Source organism: Flavobacterium sp. J49 (genome assembly GCF_011742145.1).
Lineage (GTDB): Bacteria > Bacteroidota > Bacteroidia > Flavobacteriales > Flavobacteriaceae > Flavobacterium.
The window spans coordinates 64,643-83,485 of sequence record NZ_JAAQQU010000104.1 but is presented as its reverse complement, the minus strand read 5'-3'; the positions used below and the strand labels follow the sequence as shown (position 1 = coordinate 83,485).

General features: G+C 37.1%; 14 protein-coding genes. 3 read left to right on the top strand and 11 right to left on the bottom strand.

Features of this window, described 5'->3' with window-relative positions:
• Positions 1 to 41: 41 nt before the first annotated feature.
• Positions 42 to 1,127, top strand: a complete 1,086-nt coding sequence (locus HA632_RS06905; RefSeq protein ID WP_176306466.1) for a glycosyltransferase family 4 protein — start codon at positions 42 to 44, stop codon at positions 1,125 to 1,127.
• Here HA632_RS06905 and HA632_RS06900 read toward each other — a convergent pair.
• The 9 genes from HA632_RS06900 to polA all read right to left on the bottom strand — a co-directional run bounded on the left by HA632_RS06900 (position 1,115) and on the right by polA (position 12,957).
• Positions 1,115 to 2,161: a glycosyltransferase gene (locus tag HA632_RS06900; protein ID WP_176306465.1), complete on the bottom strand. Its 1,047-nt coding sequence runs from the start codon at positions 2,159 to 2,161 to the stop codon at positions 1,115 to 1,117. The two genes, HA632_RS06905 and HA632_RS06900, sit on opposite strands and share 13 nt — an antisense overlap.
• Complete coding sequence (locus HA632_RS06895) at positions 2,154 to 3,839, bottom strand: ATP-binding cassette domain-containing protein (protein ID WP_176306464.1); 1,686 nt, start codon at positions 3,837 to 3,839, stop codon at positions 2,154 to 2,156. Before HA632_RS06895 ends, HA632_RS06900 begins: the two co-directional genes overlap by 8 nt.
• A complete protein-coding gene (locus tag HA632_RS06890) occupies positions 3,836 to 4,819 on the bottom strand; it encodes a glycosyltransferase family 2 protein (RefSeq protein ID WP_176306463.1) in 984 nt (327 codons plus the stop codon). Before HA632_RS06890 ends, HA632_RS06895 begins: the two co-directional genes overlap by 4 nt.
• A complete protein-coding gene (locus tag HA632_RS06885; protein ID WP_176306462.1) occupies positions 4,812 to 5,519 on the bottom strand; it encodes an FkbM family methyltransferase in 708 nt (235 codons plus the stop codon). Before HA632_RS06885 ends, HA632_RS06890 begins: the two co-directional genes overlap by 8 nt.
• The gene (locus HA632_RS06880; protein WP_176306461.1) at positions 5,516 to 6,886 is read right to left on the bottom strand and encodes a radical SAM protein; all 1,371 of its coding nucleotides are present in this window, start codon (positions 6,884 to 6,886) and stop codon (positions 5,516 to 5,518) included. Before HA632_RS06880 ends, HA632_RS06885 begins: the two co-directional genes overlap by 4 nt.
• Positions 6,883 to 7,650, bottom strand: coding sequence for a class I SAM-dependent methyltransferase (locus tag HA632_RS06875; RefSeq protein ID WP_176306460.1), 768 nt, complete (start codon positions 7,648 to 7,650; stop codon positions 6,883 to 6,885). Before HA632_RS06875 ends, HA632_RS06880 begins: the two co-directional genes overlap by 4 nt.
• On the bottom strand, positions 7,640 to 9,103 hold the full coding sequence (locus tag HA632_RS06870) for a radical SAM protein (protein WP_176306459.1): 1,464 nt from the start codon (positions 9,101 to 9,103) through the stop codon (positions 7,640 to 7,642). The genes HA632_RS06875 and HA632_RS06870 overlap by 11 nt, the downstream gene beginning before the upstream one ends.
• On the bottom strand, positions 9,096 to 9,998 hold the full coding sequence (locus HA632_RS06865; protein WP_176306458.1) for a nucleotidyltransferase domain-containing protein: 903 nt from the start codon (positions 9,996 to 9,998) through the stop codon (positions 9,096 to 9,098). Before HA632_RS06865 ends, HA632_RS06870 begins: the two co-directional genes overlap by 8 nt.
• A 94-nt stretch (positions 9,999 to 10,092) precedes the next feature.
• On the bottom strand, positions 10,093 to 12,957 hold the full coding sequence (gene polA / locus HA632_RS06860; RefSeq protein WP_176306457.1) for a DNA polymerase I: 2,865 nt from the start codon (positions 12,955 to 12,957) through the stop codon (positions 10,093 to 10,095).
• 134 nt (positions 12,958 to 13,091) lie between these two features.
• Between polA and HA632_RS06855 the strand changes: the two genes are divergently transcribed.
• A complete protein-coding gene (locus HA632_RS06855) occupies positions 13,092 to 14,324 on the top strand; it encodes a metallophosphoesterase (protein WP_176307158.1) in 1,233 nt (410 codons plus the stop codon).
• A gap of 75 nt (positions 14,325 to 14,399) precedes the next feature.
• Positions 14,400 to 14,696, top strand: a complete 297-nt coding sequence (locus HA632_RS06850; protein WP_171221519.1) for a co-chaperone YbbN — start codon at positions 14,400 to 14,402, stop codon at positions 14,694 to 14,696.
• Here the strand turns inward: HA632_RS06850 and HA632_RS06845 are convergent.
• The gene (locus HA632_RS06845; protein WP_176306456.1) at positions 14,687 to 15,334 is read right to left on the bottom strand and encodes a polysaccharide deacetylase family protein; all 648 of its coding nucleotides are present in this window, start codon (positions 15,332 to 15,334) and stop codon (positions 14,687 to 14,689) included. The two genes, HA632_RS06850 and HA632_RS06845, sit on opposite strands and share 10 nt — an antisense overlap.
• Before the next feature lie 103 nt (positions 15,335 to 15,437).
• Complete coding sequence (locus HA632_RS06840; RefSeq protein WP_176306455.1) at positions 15,438 to 18,716, bottom strand: DUF2723 domain-containing protein; 3,279 nt, start codon at positions 18,714 to 18,716, stop codon at positions 15,438 to 15,440.
• Between the last annotated feature and the right edge of the window lie 127 nt (positions 18,717 to 18,843).

The window sequence follows — 18,843 nt, the reverse complement described above, 5'->3', positions numbered from 1 at the left end:
AATTCCTATTTTTAACTCGAATCCTTAAATTTTAAGTCCAATTGAAAAAGACACTAGTCGATTTAACGTATTATTCCTTTTCAGAGGCAAATCCGCATGACATTATAAGTAAATGTCAGAGCACTATTGGATTTCTTGAAAAGTTAAGCGTAAAATTCAACGTTCATTTTGTGGTAAGATCAAGCAATGAGCTTCCGTCCTTAAACCAACATTTAATTCAATTCGATTTTTTTAAAGGAAAAAGCTTGAACAAATGGCAAATTCCGTTTCGATTCCATAAGCACATACAATCATTGTACCCGGATTATATTTTGGTACACGGTTTTGGTGCTGCACATTATTTGATTTTGTTAAAAATGATGTGTCCGAAAGCCAAGATACTATTGCAAAGCAACGGTTTTTCTCCTAAACCAAAAGGGTTTAAGAAATTAGCCTATACCATTTCGGACCGCTTTATCGATGGTTATTTGTTTACCGGTACTGAAAATGCCAGCGCTTGGTATGAATCCAAAATCTTGAAGAAAAGCAAAGTTTTTGAAGTGATGGAAGGTTCCACCCATTTTAAATACAACGGAAATACAAGAAGAAAACAAAATAGTTTTATTTGGGTTGGGCGATTGGACAACAATAAAGACCCAATGACCATTTTAAATGCCTTTGATTTGTTTTTAAAGGTTGAACCAACAGCCAAACTTACCATGATTTTTCAGGAAGGAGAATTAATAGAAGAAGTAACCGACAGCATTTCAAAAAGCAAAAATTTAGAAAAAGCAGTTGAATTACAAGGCTATGTTGAACATCAACAATTAGAATCGATTTATAATCAGCATCAATATTTTGTTTTAGGGTCGCATTATGAAGGCAGTGGTTATGCCTTGCTGGAAGCTATGGCTTGCGGCTGTGTTCCTATTGTGACCAACATTCCGTCTTTTAAATTTATGACTGCTAATGGTCGTTATGGATTGTTGTTTTCTCCAAAAAGCGAAGCAGAATTATCGGCACAATTGACCAAAACGACCACTATAAATTATGAAGAACTTCAACAAAAAGTTTTGAATTATTTCGACAACAAACTGTCATTCCAAGCCATTGCCAACGATATCGAATTGGGGTTTCAATCTTTATAGAATGCCTTGTAAATAACCGAAATGGTATCCTCCATTTTGAAATGCTCTGTTCTTTTAGGAATGTTAGGATGATTCAAATAAGCCGAGACTTTTGCGGATAAGTCTTCTTTGTTGAGACTAAAATAAAATTGGTCTAATGTTTCCGTATTTTCAACGGCAATAGTACTCACTACCTGACAACCGGAATAAAGCGCTTCTTGCAATACCGTTCCGCTACCTTCCGATTTGGAAGTGTGTAAAAAAACTTTAGCATTATTCATATAATTCAACACTTCTTTATGAGACAAAGCACCTGTTAAAAGGATATTGTTGGCTAACCCATATTGATTTGCTTTTGCTTTTAAATCCTCCAACTCTTCACCTTCGCCTATAATTACTGCCTTGCAGTTTTTGTTTTCGAGCATGGAAAGAATCTCAATAAATAAGGTGTAATTTTTTAACGCGCCAAGATTGCCAACACCAAGGACATCTATTTTTCTTTCGCCTAAATTAAATTCAGGGAAAACCGCTCTGTTAATGGCAACATCGGCGATTCTATCCACTTTGATTTTGTGATTGTTATAAAAATGTTCACTTTGTTGCAATGAAATCATTACCAGTTTTTCTTTCGGGATTTTTAAGAGTTTGAGATAAGCATTGTCTTTATTTATGTCTTGACCCAACATCCAAACTACCATTTTTTTTTGGAACAAATGGCTTATTATATTACCAACCAAAGCGCTTTCTATGTACCAAAAACAAACCACACCGTCATACTTGTTCTTTCGGCAAAGTTGTATTCCTTTAAAAATGGCTTTGCACAAAAACGGAATCTTTCTTATCGATTTTCTGAATCGACTACCGATAGGATAAACAGTAATGTCATTTATGGCATAGGGTTTTGTTGAAAACGGATACATCAAACTGATAACATCTATGGTCACTTCTTTATCTTTCCCAAACTGTTGGGCAAATTGAAAGATAAACGGAACCACAGCATCTTCTGAAGCGTTTTGAGGGAAAATAGGCGTTATAAATAGCAATCGTTTACTCATGTGGAATCAGGTTTCCGTTTTTCAGTTGCAACTGCTTATTGCAAAAGTTGTTGACTAAACCGTGATGAGAAACCGCAACTACGGTCATTTTTTTTGAACCGGTTAATTGTTGTAAATAGCTAAAAATAGAGGCTTCAAGCTCTTTGTTCAATTGGTTGGTTGCTTCATCTAACAACAAAATTTTCGGTTGGGCATACAAAGCCCGAGCCAAAGCAATTCGCTGTTTTTGACCACCGGATAGTTTTTTACTTTCCAACAACAAAGGCGTGTGAATACCATCGGGCAAACTGTCAATCCAATCCGAAAGATCAAGCGATTTTAGGATAGCATTCAGCGGTTCAAAATCGATGTCCTTTTTTTTCAACATGGTAATGTTCTCTAAAATACTAGCTTGAAATAAAAACGGCTGTTGGGAAACATAACCGATAAAATCAAACAAATTTTCTTTGGAATCAATCTCTTTTCCATCAAGTATAAGTTGGCCTTGTGTCGGAGATAAAAGTCCGGCGATTATTTGCAACAAGGTTGTTTTTCCATTTCCCGACGGACCGCTGACGGCTATAAAATCGCCTTTGTCAATTTGTAAATCGAGGTTTTTTAAAATAGTTTTCTCATTAAAGTTAAAGGATGCAGCGGCTAACGCCAAATGATTATTAAAATCGTGTTTTACTTTATGAGTTTCTTTTTCGTCTTTGTATTTCAAAAGAGTATCTACCACGTTACTATTGGCTTTGATATCGAGATAAGCACTCAAAATTTTATTAAAAGACGGAATGATTTTGATACAAGCTCCGGCAAAAAATGACAAAAAAAGCAAATCAACAAACGAATCGTTTTTGAAAAGCAAAAACAAAATCCCAAACGACAAACCGGTCACAAAAATGATTTCGAAATAACGCGCATTGGTTTGTTTAAAGGCAGTTAAGGAAGCCAATTGTTTGTTGTAGTACCGACTTGAATCTTCAAATTTCCGATTGAAATTCTGTTCCGCCTTGGTGGCTTTGATATCGATAAAACCGTAAAAAATATTCAGCAGGTTTTTTACATTTTCTTGGTAGAGGTTGGAAATGGTTGCGTTTAGTTCGTCTACTTTTTTCTTTTGAATTTTGATTAAAATAAAACCAATTATCAGTAAAAAAAACAAAGCCGAAAGGGTAATGGTAAAATTCAAATAAAGACCGATGCCAACAATAAACAGTACTATAAGCAATTCTGAAAAAAGCGTGTAAAACGAAAAAAGCACATTGTTGGAAAATACCACCGGTAACTGAAAAACATCTCTGAAAAAGGCATTTTTGTTCACTGCATTGTAATTCCGATAACTGTCATGGAGAAAAACAGCAATCAGTTTTTCGGATATTTTGGTGGAAATATCATAGATAAAAAGCGATTGTTTTTTTATAATTTTGGATTGGATGCTGTTTTTTACTATATAAAAAAGGATGAGTGAAAGCAACAAGACCACTATGGTATCGGATGTTAATTCCTGACCAAAATATTGTAAGGTCAAGGCGCTTATTTTTTCCTTATCCAGCAAAAGGAAAACCACCGGAATCAGATACACAATCGAAATAAAATCGAGTAAGGTATTCACCAAAGAATACGTCAGGAAAACCGGGAATTTAGCTTTCTTTTCCTTTGGGATTAACTGCAGCGATTTTAGTAAAAGTGTTTTCAATTTTTGACTTTGTATAGTGGTTGACTGCTCAATATTCGTAAAATAACCTCAAAACTATAATAGACCGATTTGAATTTGCCCTTGCTTAAAAACACCAAGGATTTCCCAAATAAAGACCAAGCGAAATAAACCAAATTAATCTTGCGAAACCTATCGTGCTTCACCAAAATATAATGCAACGCATGGATTCGATACCGATTTGCTTTTTCACTTTGCAAACGGTTGGTTGTTTCCCTGTGATGATAGGCTTTTGCTTCGGTTATCACATTTACCGCGGTCTTTAAACTAATCGATAAATCGTAATTGTCACCAATGCCGTGGGCAAAAAATGCTTCGTCAAAACCAACTTTTCTCAAGGCTTCACTTCTGATTATTGAAGCGCCAAGTCCGTAAATCGGTGTTTGAAAAACTGTTCCACCAAAGTTAACAATTATTGGCCAACCTGATTTGGCGATTCTATTGCCTTTGTTTTTGTAATAATTGGTTATTTTTTTGGTCAAAAAACCTTGATTTTGTTCAATTGCATTAGCATCAAAACCAACAGAAAACCCAAAAACATAAGCCATAACCAATCCAATGCCCGACATTTTTTTTTCACAGTAGGTCCAGTTCTCATCGTCTTTTTCCAATACAAGTCCGGACGCAATGGTTTCAGCTGCATGTTCATCTAAAAAACGGACCAGCATTTCACAATAATTCTCAGACAATTCGATATCATCATCACACAGGAAAATATAGTCGGAAGCGCTTTTTTCAATTCCGATATTTCTTTGCAAACAAACAGAAGGTTTGGAGTGTATAATTTGTATCGAATTTTGAACCGCTAATTCGGTTATTGAAATCGGACTTTCACTCGAATCGACAATGATAATTTCTTTTGGTGCAAGCGTTTGTTTGGAAATCGACAATAAAACCCTATTGAGCGATTCCAATCGATTCCTGGTCGGAATCACAACACTTATAGAGGATAAACTATTCATGTTTTACAAATAGATTACCGTGTAAATTTTTGGTACTCAATTGAATTAGGATTGTTTTTATTTCGGTTGCCGTAACCCAATTTTTGAGCTGAAATTTCAAATGCTCATTCAGGATATAATTGAAAGTGGTTTTGTCATCGGCCAATCCATCAATTATTTTTATTGTGTCTTCCAAAAACTTCTCTGTAAACTCAAATTCAATCATCGGAATCGTATGATGTAAATGCGACAAAATTTCAAATTCGTAACCTTCAACATCAATCTTGCAATAATTAGGCTTTCCGTAAATTTCAATTAAAGCATCCAACGATTTTACTTCCACCATTTCAAAACCCGACCAATACACATCATCAGTAGTATAATTTTCGATAAATTCATCCGATAGTGTGGCAATTTCGCTGTACTTCGATAAATGCAGTTTTTTGGTTTCGTTCTGAGCGCCAACAGCCAACGGATAAAATTCAAAATCGGAATATTTTTTTTGTAAACCAACCAGATTTTTAGAACAAGAACTCTGTGGCTCAAACGCAATGACTTTTCCGCCTGCGACCAACATCAATTGGCTTTTTTTGCCCAAATTAGCGCCAATATCAAAACACAAATCTCCTTTTTTTATCAATTTAGCATAAAACAACTGCGCTTTATAGCGATGGATAAAGTTGAAACTTTGAAGTGTATTTTTGATTGTTGTCAACATCATTTATTCCATTTCATTAATCCACTGGCCAAAATCGATTTGGTTTTCAATTTCAAAGCTTTCAAACTCGTTTTCGAAGTGACTTTGTGAAATTCGACTTCATTCACCACTTTACTCACCGCGTATTGGTAATATTTTCTCGAATACGTTCGCTCAAAATCAATCTCTCTGTCGGTCGAAGTTTCCCAATCGGGTTGCGTAGTGATTTTGTGTTCAATGTCGTTGTACAAACTCGTTCCTTTAATCGGATACGCTATGGTAATGGTATACAAAGTCGGATTTGCCTCTTTCAAATATTGTATCGTTTCGGTAATGTCTTTTTCCGTTTCGCCCGGATAACCAAGCATAATGAAAGTTCCGGTTTCTATACCCATCGCATTGGTGTCCTGAATCACCTTTTTCACTTGGTTGACATCAACACGTCTGTCCATCGCATCGATAATGGTTTGTGAACCGCTTTCGGCACCAATCCATATTCTAAAACAACCGACTTCTTTGAGTAACTGCAAAATTTCATCATTCAACCGCTCGGCACGCGTAATGCACTCAAACGGAATCACAGCATCTTGTTTCAATACTTCTTCTCTGAAAGCAATTAGCCATTTGTGGCTTACGGTAAACACATCATCCACAAACCAAAGCGCATCTGGATTATACTTTTCTTTCAGCATTTTCATTTCTTCCGCCACTTGATTGGCCGGTCGACGACGATAACTTTGACCGTAAACCGCCGTGCTGCACCATTTGCAAGTATAAGGACAACCGCGCTGCGTAGAAATCGTCATCGAGCTTTTTCCGTGGTTGGTTTTCCAAGTGTCCAAATAGTTTTGCATGTTGATGGCTTCACGATTGGGCAATGGTAATTCGTCGAGTTCTTTGAATTTGGTTCGCGCTGTAGTTTGTATGATTTGATTGTTTTCCAAAAAAGCAATGCCGTTTACTTTGTTGAAATTGCCATTAGTCATAATCGCGTTATACAATTCAAAAGTGGTTTCTTCGCCTTCGCCTATGACTAGAAAATCGGCACCGGCTTTGAGATAATTTGCAACGTTATAAGTCACATCCGGACCACCGAGAACAATTTTCGGGAAGTGATAAGTGTCAGATTTTAAAATTTTAATCAGTTTAATGACTTCAATTTTGGTCATCAAATTGGTGTAAATGCAAATGACTTTGGGTTGTTTTTCGAGGATAAAATCGAGTTGTGCTGATTGTGAGGAAAATGTCGTGTCAAAAACGTCATTATCAATTTTCTTGCTTTTCAAATAGGCAGAAACATAAAGCAACCCTAATGGCGGATAGGGTTTCATGATCTTTTGTTCCTTAGGATCATCCGATAAATAATACGCATGGGTGAATACAATACTCATCGTTTTTGCAAAATTATAAGGTAATGATCGGCGTATTTTGAAAGCCAAGAAATGTTTTTAATGCCTTGTTCCATTCGATTCAGAAATCCTAAAAACCCTTTTTTATTTTTAAAAAATCCATCCAAATAAGACGGCGGAATAAAAAATCCAATCGGTTTGACCGCAACGGTTTCAAAATTTGCTTTGGCTAAATTTACGATATCTTTCGGGTTGTAGTAGTAAGTAGTGACATTTTCTCCGTCAACATGAGCAATCACGCTTTCTTTTTTTCGTCGGGAAATATTTTTGACTTGGGCTTTCGCCAAAAAGTAAAAGCGTTCCCAAAGCGTGTTCTTTGGCATAATCACCAAAGCCAATTTGCCTTTTTCGGAAAGAATGGAATCAATATTGGTAAAGAAATTTTCCAATTCCGTTTTCGACAAACAATTCAAACCACCGAAGTTGGAAAACAACAAATCGAATGTTGAACCTTCAAAAGTTTTCGTAATCGAATTGATATCAGCCACTTTAAAGTTGAGGTTGGCTTTGTTTTTCGCCACTTCAATCATTTGGGGTGAAATATCAGTAGCGGTAATTTTGAAATTTTGTTTGGCAAACCAAATCGCATCTTCACCGGTGCCACAATTGATTTCGAGTATGTTTTGAACGGAAGTTAGGTGTTTGGAAAGTTGGGCGTAAACCAAAGCGCGTTGCATTTTCCCAATTTCAGTGTTGGTAAATGTTTCATCATAGTTTAAGGCGGCTTTATCAAAACTAGCTTCCATTTTGTTGTAGTTTTTTTAGCGAAAGCGTATCCAAAAAAGCACTCGGAACATAATAACCCAATTTAGCAATCGATTTTAAATGAGAGACAGAAACATTTGAAGGCTTTGAAAAAACTTGCTTCAAATTGTAAAAACCTTGTTGCTTTCTGAATTCTTTGTGCACATAACGTTGCAGTTTTCGGTAGTAATTTGATTTATAAGTGCCGTGAAACATCATCTCAAAATCGTCGGAATCGGTCCAATTGGATTTTAGTTTTAAATCGTCTTTGACTTTGTCATAAAACTTCGTTCCCGGTAAAGGATAAGAAACCGAAATTCCGATGTTGTCCGGCATCAGTTCTTTGACCATCGCAATGGTTTTGGCAATGTCTTCCTGATTTTCGGTCAGATAACCAAACTGCAGAAAGAATGCCACGCGTACTTTTTTATCTTTGAGAATCTTAGTCGCTTGGTAAATTTGCTCTACGGTTGTACCTTTGTCCATGGCATCGAGGATTTTTTGTGAAGCACTTTCGGCACCAACCCAAACTTCCTCCAAACCCGATTCGGCCAAACAATCAATCGTGTCTTCTTTCAAAAGTAAATCAACGCGACTTTGGATGTAATAGCTGATCTTTAGGTTTTGTTCTTTTAATTTCAAATTGAAATCCTGAACCCAATTCGGCTTTAAGCCAAAAATATCATCACACATCCAAAAACGAGTCACGCCAAAATGGTCTTTCAAAAACTGTATTTCCTTAACAATATAGTCCGGAGAATGTGCATTGTAGCGATTGCCGTAAATGGGTTTCGCGCACCAGTTGCATTTGTACGGACAACCGCGAGTAGTGGCAATGTTTAAAGTAAAAGGTTGGCCGCTTTGTTTCCAAACTTTGTGATAGCTTTCGATATCGACCAAATCCCAAGCGGGTAAAGGTAATTCGTCTAAATTTTGAAGCACTTCGCGTTTGGAATTGACTTGAACTTGACCATTTTTTTTGAAAACAATTCCTTTGATGTGATCAACGGAAGTTTCATTTTCTAGAGCGTTTATCAGTTCTAAAAGTGACATTTCCCCTTCGCCTTGCAAAATATAATCGGCGCCCATTTTGAGGTAATCTTGGTAATGGTCAGTCGAATCAGAACTGCAAACGATAATCGTACAGTTATGAATTTTTCCCAAACGAATCATCTCAAAACAAGCTTCACGCATGTTGGTCAGACACATTTTGGTCAAATAATTAAAACCGTCATCATAAATCACCAAATAATTGGGTTTTGAGGATTTTAAAACAGGTCCGATAGTGTTTGGGCTGTCTAATAAATTGGTGTCAAAAAGAGAAACATCAAAACCATTTTCTCGCATTAACGAAGCCGCATAAAGTGTTCCCAAAGGCGGAAAAGGCGTTTTGTTTTTCCATTGCTTTGGGTCGAGTTTGTAATAGTAGGAATGCGAAAACAGTATGTTAGACATGTTCTTTGGCTAAATTGATGTTGAAATTATGACTAACTTCTTCAATTCGGTTATTCAAATCCAGGATCACTTTCTTTTGGAAATGAGACGGATGGTGTTTGGAAATGTTTTTGGTTGATTTCAGCGCAATTTTAAAATCTTCTTCACTCATTGTATGAAACTTGGTTTTCCATTTTTTAAGGGTAAGCATTTTAAAACTATTATCCACAAGGTTTCCGATTGGATTTCCAAAAACAAACTCAATGGATTGGGTTACAAATGATTTTCTGAAATTGGGCACCGAAGACAAATTGGGAGAAAATTTGTTGAAATAGTCATTTACCCATAGGTTTTTTTGGTAAAACTCTTCAAAAACTTTTTTTCCTTGCATGGGAATAAGTGTTTTCATTTCGGTAGCGGTGAATCGATTTTTTTCTTCGATTTCCAACTGACTTGTAGAAACAAAATAATTGACGCAAAAATATTTGCGCGAATTGAGCAGAAATATTTTTTTGTAAAGCATCAGGAAAGTCCGGCAAAGCCAAAGTTTATTCGGTTCGGTAATCACAAAGAAATCAATGTCGCTTCCATTGTCATAATAACCTTTGGATAAAGAACCTGAAACACCGACGGCTTTTACAAAGGGAAATTTGGCAATAAATCGGGCTTTCTTTTGCGCAATTCTCAGCGCTCTGCCGGCATACATGTTCCCGCGAAGCCTTTTGATAACCGAATCCAAATCGCTGCCGTAAACATAAAAATCGTCCACCTTGATGAGGATTTTTTCGGCAATCAAGTGTTGCAATTCTTTTTCGGTATCAGTAATCGATTCATAGTTGGTGTAACTATGAATTTCTTCAATCCGCAGAGGATATCTGAAGATAGAAAAATAGAGTATGGTTTTTAATGTTTCCAAAATTCATAGCATTTTTTTGGTTGATTAAAATTACTAAATATTTTTAACCTGATGATTGAATTTCGGTGATGTTTACCTATTGTCAACCCAATAATTAATGTGCTTCCAGCCAATTTTGACCGGTTCCTAACTCTACATCCAACGGTACGGCTAGCTTGAACGCATTTTCCATTTCGTGTTTGATTAGTGGTTTAATTTTTTCCAATTCTGAGTTGTGCACATCAAAAACAAGCTCATCGTGAACTTGCAACAGCATTTTTGACTTCCAATTTTCCGAAGTCAGCTTCTTGTGAATGTTGATCATGGCAATTTTGATGATGTCGGCAGCGCTTCCTTGAATTGGGGCATTTACAGCATTTCGTTCTGCTGCTCCGCGAACTATGGCATTGGCAGAATTAATATCTTTTAAATAACGACGTCTTCCCAAAACGGTTTGTACATAACCGTTATGGCGGGCAAAATCGACTTGCTCTTGCATGTACGATTTTAGTTTCGGATAGGTTTTGTAGTAAGCATCAATTAGTGCGGCACTTTCGCTTCGGGACAAAGAAGTTTGATTGCTCAACCCAAAAGCAGAAACGCCATAAATGATTCCGAAGTTTACGGTTTTTGCATTGCTTCGTTGTTCTTTGGTCACTTCCTCTAAAGGAACATTGAATACTTTCGCTGCCGTACTTCGGTGAATGTCTTCGTTGTTTTGAAAGGCTTTAATCATGTTTTCTTCACCCGATAAAGCCGCAATAATTCGCAATTCAATTTGAGAGTAATCCGCAGAAAGCAAGGTGTAATTTTCGTCACGCGCAATAAAGGCTTTTCGAATCAATCTGCCTCTTTCAGTACGAATTGGAATGTTCTGCAAATTCGGATTATTGGAACTCAAACGTCCGGTTGCGGCTACGGTTTGCATGTAATCGGTGTGTACTCTTTGCGTTTTGGCATCGACTTGATTTGGCAGCGCATCGATATAAGTACTTTGCAATTTCACCATTTGACGCCAATCTAAAATGTCTTTTACGATTTGGTGCTCGTTGGCCAAATAACTCAACACTTCTTCACCGGTGGCGTATTGTCCGGTTTTGGTTTTCTTTTGTTTGGCACCACCGATTTTCATTTTGTCAAAAAGCACTTCTCCGAGTTGTTTAGGCGAGGCCAAATTGAATTTTTCTCCGGCAGTTTCGTAAATTTTTTGCTCAAATTCGTTGATTTCTTTTTGCATATCCACCGACATGCTTTTTAAGAAATCGACATTCAATCGAATGCCTTCCGCTTCCATATCGGCTAAGACTTGTACTAATGGTATTTCGATTTCATCAAACAGTTTTTTGGTGCCGACTTTTTCTAAAATCGGTTGGAAATGTTCTTTGAGTTGTAAAGTGACATCGGCATCTTCGGTTGCGTATTCTTTAATGTCTTCCAAAGGCACATCACGCATCGACAATTGACCTTTGCCTTTTTTGCCAATCAAGGTTTCAATTGATTTTGGCGAATATTTCAAATAGGTTTCACTCAACACATCCATATTGTGTCGCATGTCAGGATTGATAAGGTAATGCGCAATCATGGTGTCAAATAATTTGCCTTTGACCTTGATTCCGTAATTGGCCAAAACCTTTAAATCGTATTTCATGTTTTGCCCGATTTTTTCAATGTTTTCATTTTCAAAAAACGGTCTGAATTTTTCCACCAAAGCTTGGGCTTCATCTTGGTTTTCGGGAACCGGGACATAAAAACCTTTGCCTTTTTCAAAAGAGAAAGACAAGCCGACCAATTCAGCGTTTAGCGCATCAATACCGGTGGTTTCGGTGTCAAAGCATACTGAGTTTTGGTTCATCAAACTTTGCAGTAACAACTTTACGGGCAAATCGCCTTGTGAAATTTGGTAATGATGCGGTGTGTTTTCTAAAGTAGCGTAATACGAATGTTGTTTGGGTTCGCCGGTTTCTTCATCGGAAAAGCCGAATAAATCGAATTGGTCTTCGTTGGATTTTTTGACAGGCGTCTTTTTGGCAGCTTGAGGCGTTTGTCCGTTGTCGTTGCCATTGCCGTTGGTTTCTATTTCATCATATTCTTTTCCGGTTCCGAAAAGTTTGTCGAATTGGGCTTTCATTTGGCGGAATTCCAATTCTTGAAAGAGTGCATCGGTTTTTTCTACATCGGGTTTGGATAATTCAAAATCGGTGGCGTCAAAAGTCACCGGACAATCCAATAGAATTCGGGCTAGTTTTTTAGACAAAATACCGAGTTCTTTGTTGTTTTCGATTTTGTCTTTGAGTGCGCCTTTGAGTTTGTCGGTATTTTCCAAAAGGTTTTCCATGGTGCCGAATTCCTTGAGTAATTTTTTGGCAGTCACTTCGCCAACGCCCGGAAATCCGGGGATATTATCGGCAGAATCGCCCATCATTCCGAGAAAGTCGATTACCTGTTCGGGTCTTTCGATTTCAAATTTTTCCAGCACTTCGGGCACACCCCAAATTTCAATATCGTTCCCCATACGGGCCGGTTTGTACATGAATATATTTTCGGAAACCAATTGGGCAAAATCTTTATCGGGTGTCACCATAAAAACCTGATAGCCTTCTTTTTCGGCTTGCTTGGCCAAAGTGCCAATTAAGTCATCTGCTTCAAAACCCGCTTTTTCCATAATAGGAATATGCATCGCTTTTAATAATTCTTGGATATAAGGAACGGCAATTTTAATGGCTTCGGGTGTTTCATCGCGATGGGCTTTGTATTCCTGATACATTTCGTTGCGATAATCACTACCGCCTTTGTCGAAGGCTACGGCTAAATGGTCGGGTTTTTCGCGTTTAATCACATCCATCAAAGAATTCATAAAACCCATGATGGCTGAGGTATCCATTCCTTTCGAATTGATTCGAGGATTTTTGATAAAAGCATAGTAGCCGCGGAAAATTAGGGCGTAAGCATCGAGCAGGAAAAGGCGTTTTTGTTGTGACATTTTCGAAATAATTATAAAGTGTAAATGTAGCGAAACTTTGAAAGAAGAAAAAGAGAAATATTTTAGTTAAAATTAGTTAAATGAAAGCCATTAATGCCTTGATTCTTCGTTATTTTGCTGAAAATTTACAAACCATGTTTCGTTGGATTTTCTTTTTTCTCTTTGTCGCTATTATTGAAGTTTATGCCTTTCAAGCTTTTAGAACCATCACCAAGTCGAGATGGATTTTAGTGGCTTATCAGGTAATTTCAATGGCAGCGGTTATTTATATCTTTTACCAATTGTCACAGTTTGACCGCAGGGTTGGGCAAAACAGTAAAACGTTAATCACTTTTGGATTGCTCTTGTTGTTGTTTGTGCCGAAAATGATACTGACATTTTTCATGTTATTGGAAGATGTTTACCGGGTTTTTTCGGGAGTGATTACTCATTTTATGGGCGATAATGATAACGGGACATTTTTGCCCGACCGAAGACGATTTGTCAGCCAAGTGGCTTTGGTCATAGCGGCAATTCCTTTTACTTCGCTTTTGTATGGAATGACCAAAGGGAAATACAATTTCAGGGTAATCAAACAAACTTTATTTTTCTCCGATTTGCCTGATGATTTTGACGGTTTTACCATTACCCAAATTTCGGATGTACACAGCGGTAGTTTTGACGATGCTACAAAAATACAATATGCAGTTGATTTAATCAATGAGCAAAAAACCGACATGATGCTTTTTACCGGAGATATTGTTAACACCCATGCCACTGAAATGCATCCGTGGATTGAGACTTTTAATAAAATTGACAAACACGAATACGGAAAATATGCCGTTTTAGGCAACCATGATTACGGAGAATACATCGATTGGCCATCGCAACAAGCAAAAGATGAAAATTTTGAAGGTATCAAAAAACTGTATGGCGATATTGGGTTTGATTTGTTGTTGAACCAACATACCAAAATCAAAAAAGGAGAAAGCGAAATAGCGATTGTAGGGGTTGAGAATTGGGGCAAAAACTTCAAGCAAGCCGGCGATTTGCTCAAGGCTTCGGAAGGATTAACCGCAGAAGATTTCAAAATTCTGATGAGTCACGATCCCAGTCATTGGGAATATGAAGTGAAAAATCACGACAAACATTTCCAATTAACGCTTTCAGGTCATACACACGGCTTGCAATTCGGAATCGAAATCCCGGGAGTTATACAATGGAGTCCGGTGCAATATGTATACAAACAATGGGCCGGGTTGTATGAAAATGTTGGTCGATATATTTATGTTAATCGAGGCTTAGGGTTTCACGCTTATCCCGGTAGAGTAGGTATTTGGCCTGAGATAACGGTTTTTGAACTAAAAAAAGGGGAAAAAGTAGCATAATTAGTTAAAAATGCTACATTTGTGCTTTAATGTTTCTTATACTTTGGTAAAAGAAGGTAAAATTATTTTGGTTTTATGTCAAAATTTGGAGAATTAATCAACGCTCAAGTGCCTGTGTTAATTGACTTTTACACAGAATGGAACGAATCTTCAGTATCCATGCATCCTGTAATCAGAGATGTAGCAGCAGCGCTTGGTGACAAGGCAAAAGTGATCAAAATTGATGTCGATAAAAATCAAGAGTTGGCCGATGCGCTGCGCATTAAAGGTTTGCCAACTTTGATGATTTACAAAGACGGTCAAATGGTTTGGAGACAATCGGGGGAATTGGATGCGAATAGCATTATTGCTTTGGTTCAGGATCAATTATAGTCAATCTTTTCGCAAACAAATCCTTTCTCGTTTAAAAACTCTAAAGTCTTAGGTAAAACGTATTCCAGGTTTTTCCTACCTTTAAGGCTATCGTGAAAAACGATAATACTACCACTTTCAATATTTTTCAGAACATTGTCCAAACATTTTTCAGGTGAAATGTTTGGGTCAAAATCCATACTGATAATATCCCACATGATTATTTTGTAGTCCATTTTTCTGAGCGTTTTAGCTTGAGACGGTTTTATTTTGCCGTAAGGCGGACGGAAGAGTTGGGAGTGCTTGGTCTTGAGTTGGGAGTTGCCCATAATTTCTGAGCACTTTTTGGTGTTTTCAATATAATCTTCCAACGAAGTTTCCCAACCTTTTAAGTGATTGAAAGTGTGGTTGCCAATAGAGTGGCCTTGTTCGATTACTTTTTGAAAAATCTCCGGATGCTTTTGGATATTATCGCCAATGCAAAAGAAAGTCGCTTTGGCGTTGTGTTTTTTTAATTCTGCTAAGACCCATTCAGTCACTTCTGGAATCGGTCCGTCATCAAAAGTGAGAAATACTTTTTTCTCGCTGTTGGGAATTTTCCAAATATATTTCGGGAAAATTATCTTAACGAAACGGTGTGTTTTGACCCATAAACTCATAGGCTAAATATAAAAAAAATGTGCCAATAAGAATTTTCAAATCGGCACATTTTCTAATTTTTTAACCGAGGGCAACGCCCGAACGGAGCGAAGCTAAATTGGTTTATTCTAATTCTCTTCCGAAACGCGTAAAACGCTGTACAAAAGAGTTAAAAAGGGGTTTGTTTTTGTTGTAAAACTCTAAATCGCCACGGTCTTTCATTACCATTAATAAACTTCTGTAACGTTCAATATCGGTAATGATATCGCTTGCAATTCCGTTTTGAATAGAAGGCTGTATTCCGGCATAATATTTCAAGTTTTGTTTGTATTTGGTCATCAATTTTTCCAATAACTCGCGCGCTTTTGCTTTTTCGCCTAATTCATAATATCCTGAAGCAAATGGTTCAACCATGGTGTAATAACCATAATAATCCATCGGCATTTTGGTCAAGGCTAACTCAATAATTTTTTTGGCTTTGTCTTTTTTACCTTCGTTGATTAATTGTTCCATTAATCTGGCCATATTGGTTCGGTAAGAAATACTGTTTTTACGGGTTTCCGGATCGTGGTAAATGTTGGTGCTTTCGCCATTGCCCCAATCCCATTTCATCACCAAATTATACATCTTATCCGTGTCAATTTGACCCATTTCATAAGGATTTTCTTTGTCAACGGGCGATTTAATCGGGACTAATTTATAAACCAACCCGTCTAATTGAAGGTAATCCTTCATCCACAAATAATCATCGTCACCAAAACTTCCACCGGTGAAATAGATTGGTCGTTTCCAATTGTTATTGGCCAATACATCCAACATCATCAAGCGATTTTTATACATAGCGCTTCCTTTGATGTCTAAATCAATAAACGGTACTATAGAATCATGGTATTTTTGGTTGACCACATTGTTTTTGATAATGGTATTCTTGTCAACCGGAATTCTGATTTTATTGGTTGGATAAAAATGGATAATTTGTCCGTTTTGTAACTCAATAATTGATTTCGGGAGTTTGATAAAGTCAATAAAGTCTTTGATGTTCCAACGAGCATCTGTTTTCGGAATATGCGCTACATAATCTAAATTATCACCTACGTACTCACTGTGTTTGAATGAAACCGGTAAACCTTCAGCGCTATACGTTTTAAATTTAGATTGGTCAATATTCCAATCGGTCATGAATAATTGGGTGTTGATAATCTTAATGTCAGGTCTGATGCCTTCAATTTCTTGGGCATACCATAGCGGGAAAGTGTCATTATCACCAATGGTGAAAAGAATAGCATTTTTATCACAAGAGTTGAGGTAGTTTTTAGCCATGGCTGTTGCAGTATAGCGGTTGGAACGATCATGGTCGTCCCAGTTTTGACTCGCCATTAAAACAGGAGCTGCCAAAAGACAAGCGCCAATTACAATAGGACCAACTAACTTTGATTTCACATAATCGGATACGATTTCGTAGATGGCATAGACACCAAATCCCAGCCAAATAGCAAAAACATAAAAAGAGCCAACCAATGCATAATCTCTTTCTCTAGGTTCAAAAGGTCTTTCGTTTAGGAATATTTTTAGAGCGATGCTGGTAAATAAAAACAGCGCCAGTAAAACATAAAAACTCTTCAAATCCCTTTGGGCATGGTACATAAGCCCGATTAGTCCGATAATAAAAGGGAGGAAATAATAAACATTCCTTCCTTTGTTGTTTTTAACGTCATCGGGAAGGTTTTCTTGAGTGCCTTTTCCCAAGTGCAGTTCGTCAACAAATTTTATACCGCTGATCCAATTGCCGTCAAGATTATCGTATTTTCCTTGAATATCGTTTTGTCTTCCAACAAAATTCCACAATAAATACCTTCCGTACATGTATCCGAATTGGTATTCAATCATAAAGCTGATGTTGTCCCAAGTTGAAGGTTTTTCGATTACAAGATAATCGCTGTATTTTTTCAGAAAGGAAACATAGTCTTCGTTGTCAATTTGTTTTTGCTGGTAAGCCGTTTTAAACTCATTGATGTTCTTTTGCATTTCCTCTTTTAATTGGGCTACTGCTTGCATTACTTGCTCTTCACTTAAGCTGTCTATGGCTACGCCATATTGCGCCAAATCCTCTTCGTAAGGATAATTTTGATTCAAAGTGAACTTAGGTACTCCGGTAAATTGGATATAGTTTTCAATATGATCAGTACTCCAAAGACGTGGCAAAACTGCTTTGTGTTTGTCGTCTGTATTTTGTTCGGCGTTTTTGTAATTGTTTACAATGACATATTTACCGGTTTTGTAATCTCTTTCGTAGTTAGGTGCTTTGTCTAAATAGGGTTGGTCTTCATCCAAACCCGCAAAAGTATCAGTGTATTGCGGGCCGTAAAACAAAGGGTTTACACCGTATTGTTCTCTATTATAGTAAGCTAAAACCTCGGCAGCATCTGAAGGTTTGTTTTCATTGATGACCACATTGGCATTGGCGCGAATCGGCAACATCATCCAAGTCGAGAAACCTATTAAGACAAAAAGAATGCAAAGAATTACGGTATTGTAAAACGGATGTCCTTTTTCGCGGGTGTATTTTAATCCGAAATAGAAAAAAACCACTATCAATAAAACGGCAAAGATGGTTCCGGAGTTGAATGGTAAGCCAATACTGTTTACCATAAAGATTTCCATTTTACCAAAGAAAGCTAAGGTGTAAGGCAATAATAATTTGAATATAAATAACAAGACAGCCACAATGATAATGTTGGCAATAATGAAATTTTTAACGGTTACGGTTTTGTAATTCTTGAAAAAATATAAAAACCCAATTGCCGGAATGGTCAATAACGCCATAAAGTGGACGCCAAAAGAGAGTCCGACGATTAATGAAATCAGCAGTAACCAACGATTTCCCTTTGGTGTGTGCATGTCTTGTTCCCAACGCAACCCAAGCCAGAATAAGAGCGCAATTAACAACGATGCCATGGCATACACTTCGGCTTCTACGGCACTGGCCCAAAAACTGTCCGAAAAAGTAAACGCCAAAGAGCCTACAAACGAACTTCCTAAAATAACGATGGATTTGCTTTTGTCAACTTCTGAATAGGAAGAAACAATTTTCTTTAGTAAGATAGAAGATGACCAAAACATAAACAATATGGTGAATGCACTGGAAAAAACCGACATCATATTAACCATCAGCGCAATGGTTTCTTTACTTGTGGCAAACATAGCAAAGAAAGCTCCGAGGATTTGGTAAAGCGGCGCTCCGGGCGGATGACCAACTTCCAATTTGGCGGCTGTAGAGATGTATTCTCCACAATCCCAAAAACTCATGGTAGGTTCAACAGTTAATGAATAAGTTATTAAAGCAATAGTAAATGTTGTCCATCCTAAAATGGTATTCCACTTGTTGAAGTTAAAATTCATCATATAAGTATGAAATGAAGAGGGTTTGTTTTATGGTTACAAAGAAACTATTTTTTTTAACGCAATTAAACGCGGATTAACAAAATTTTCTCAAACAGATAACGAATTAATTACAAGATTATTATGGTCC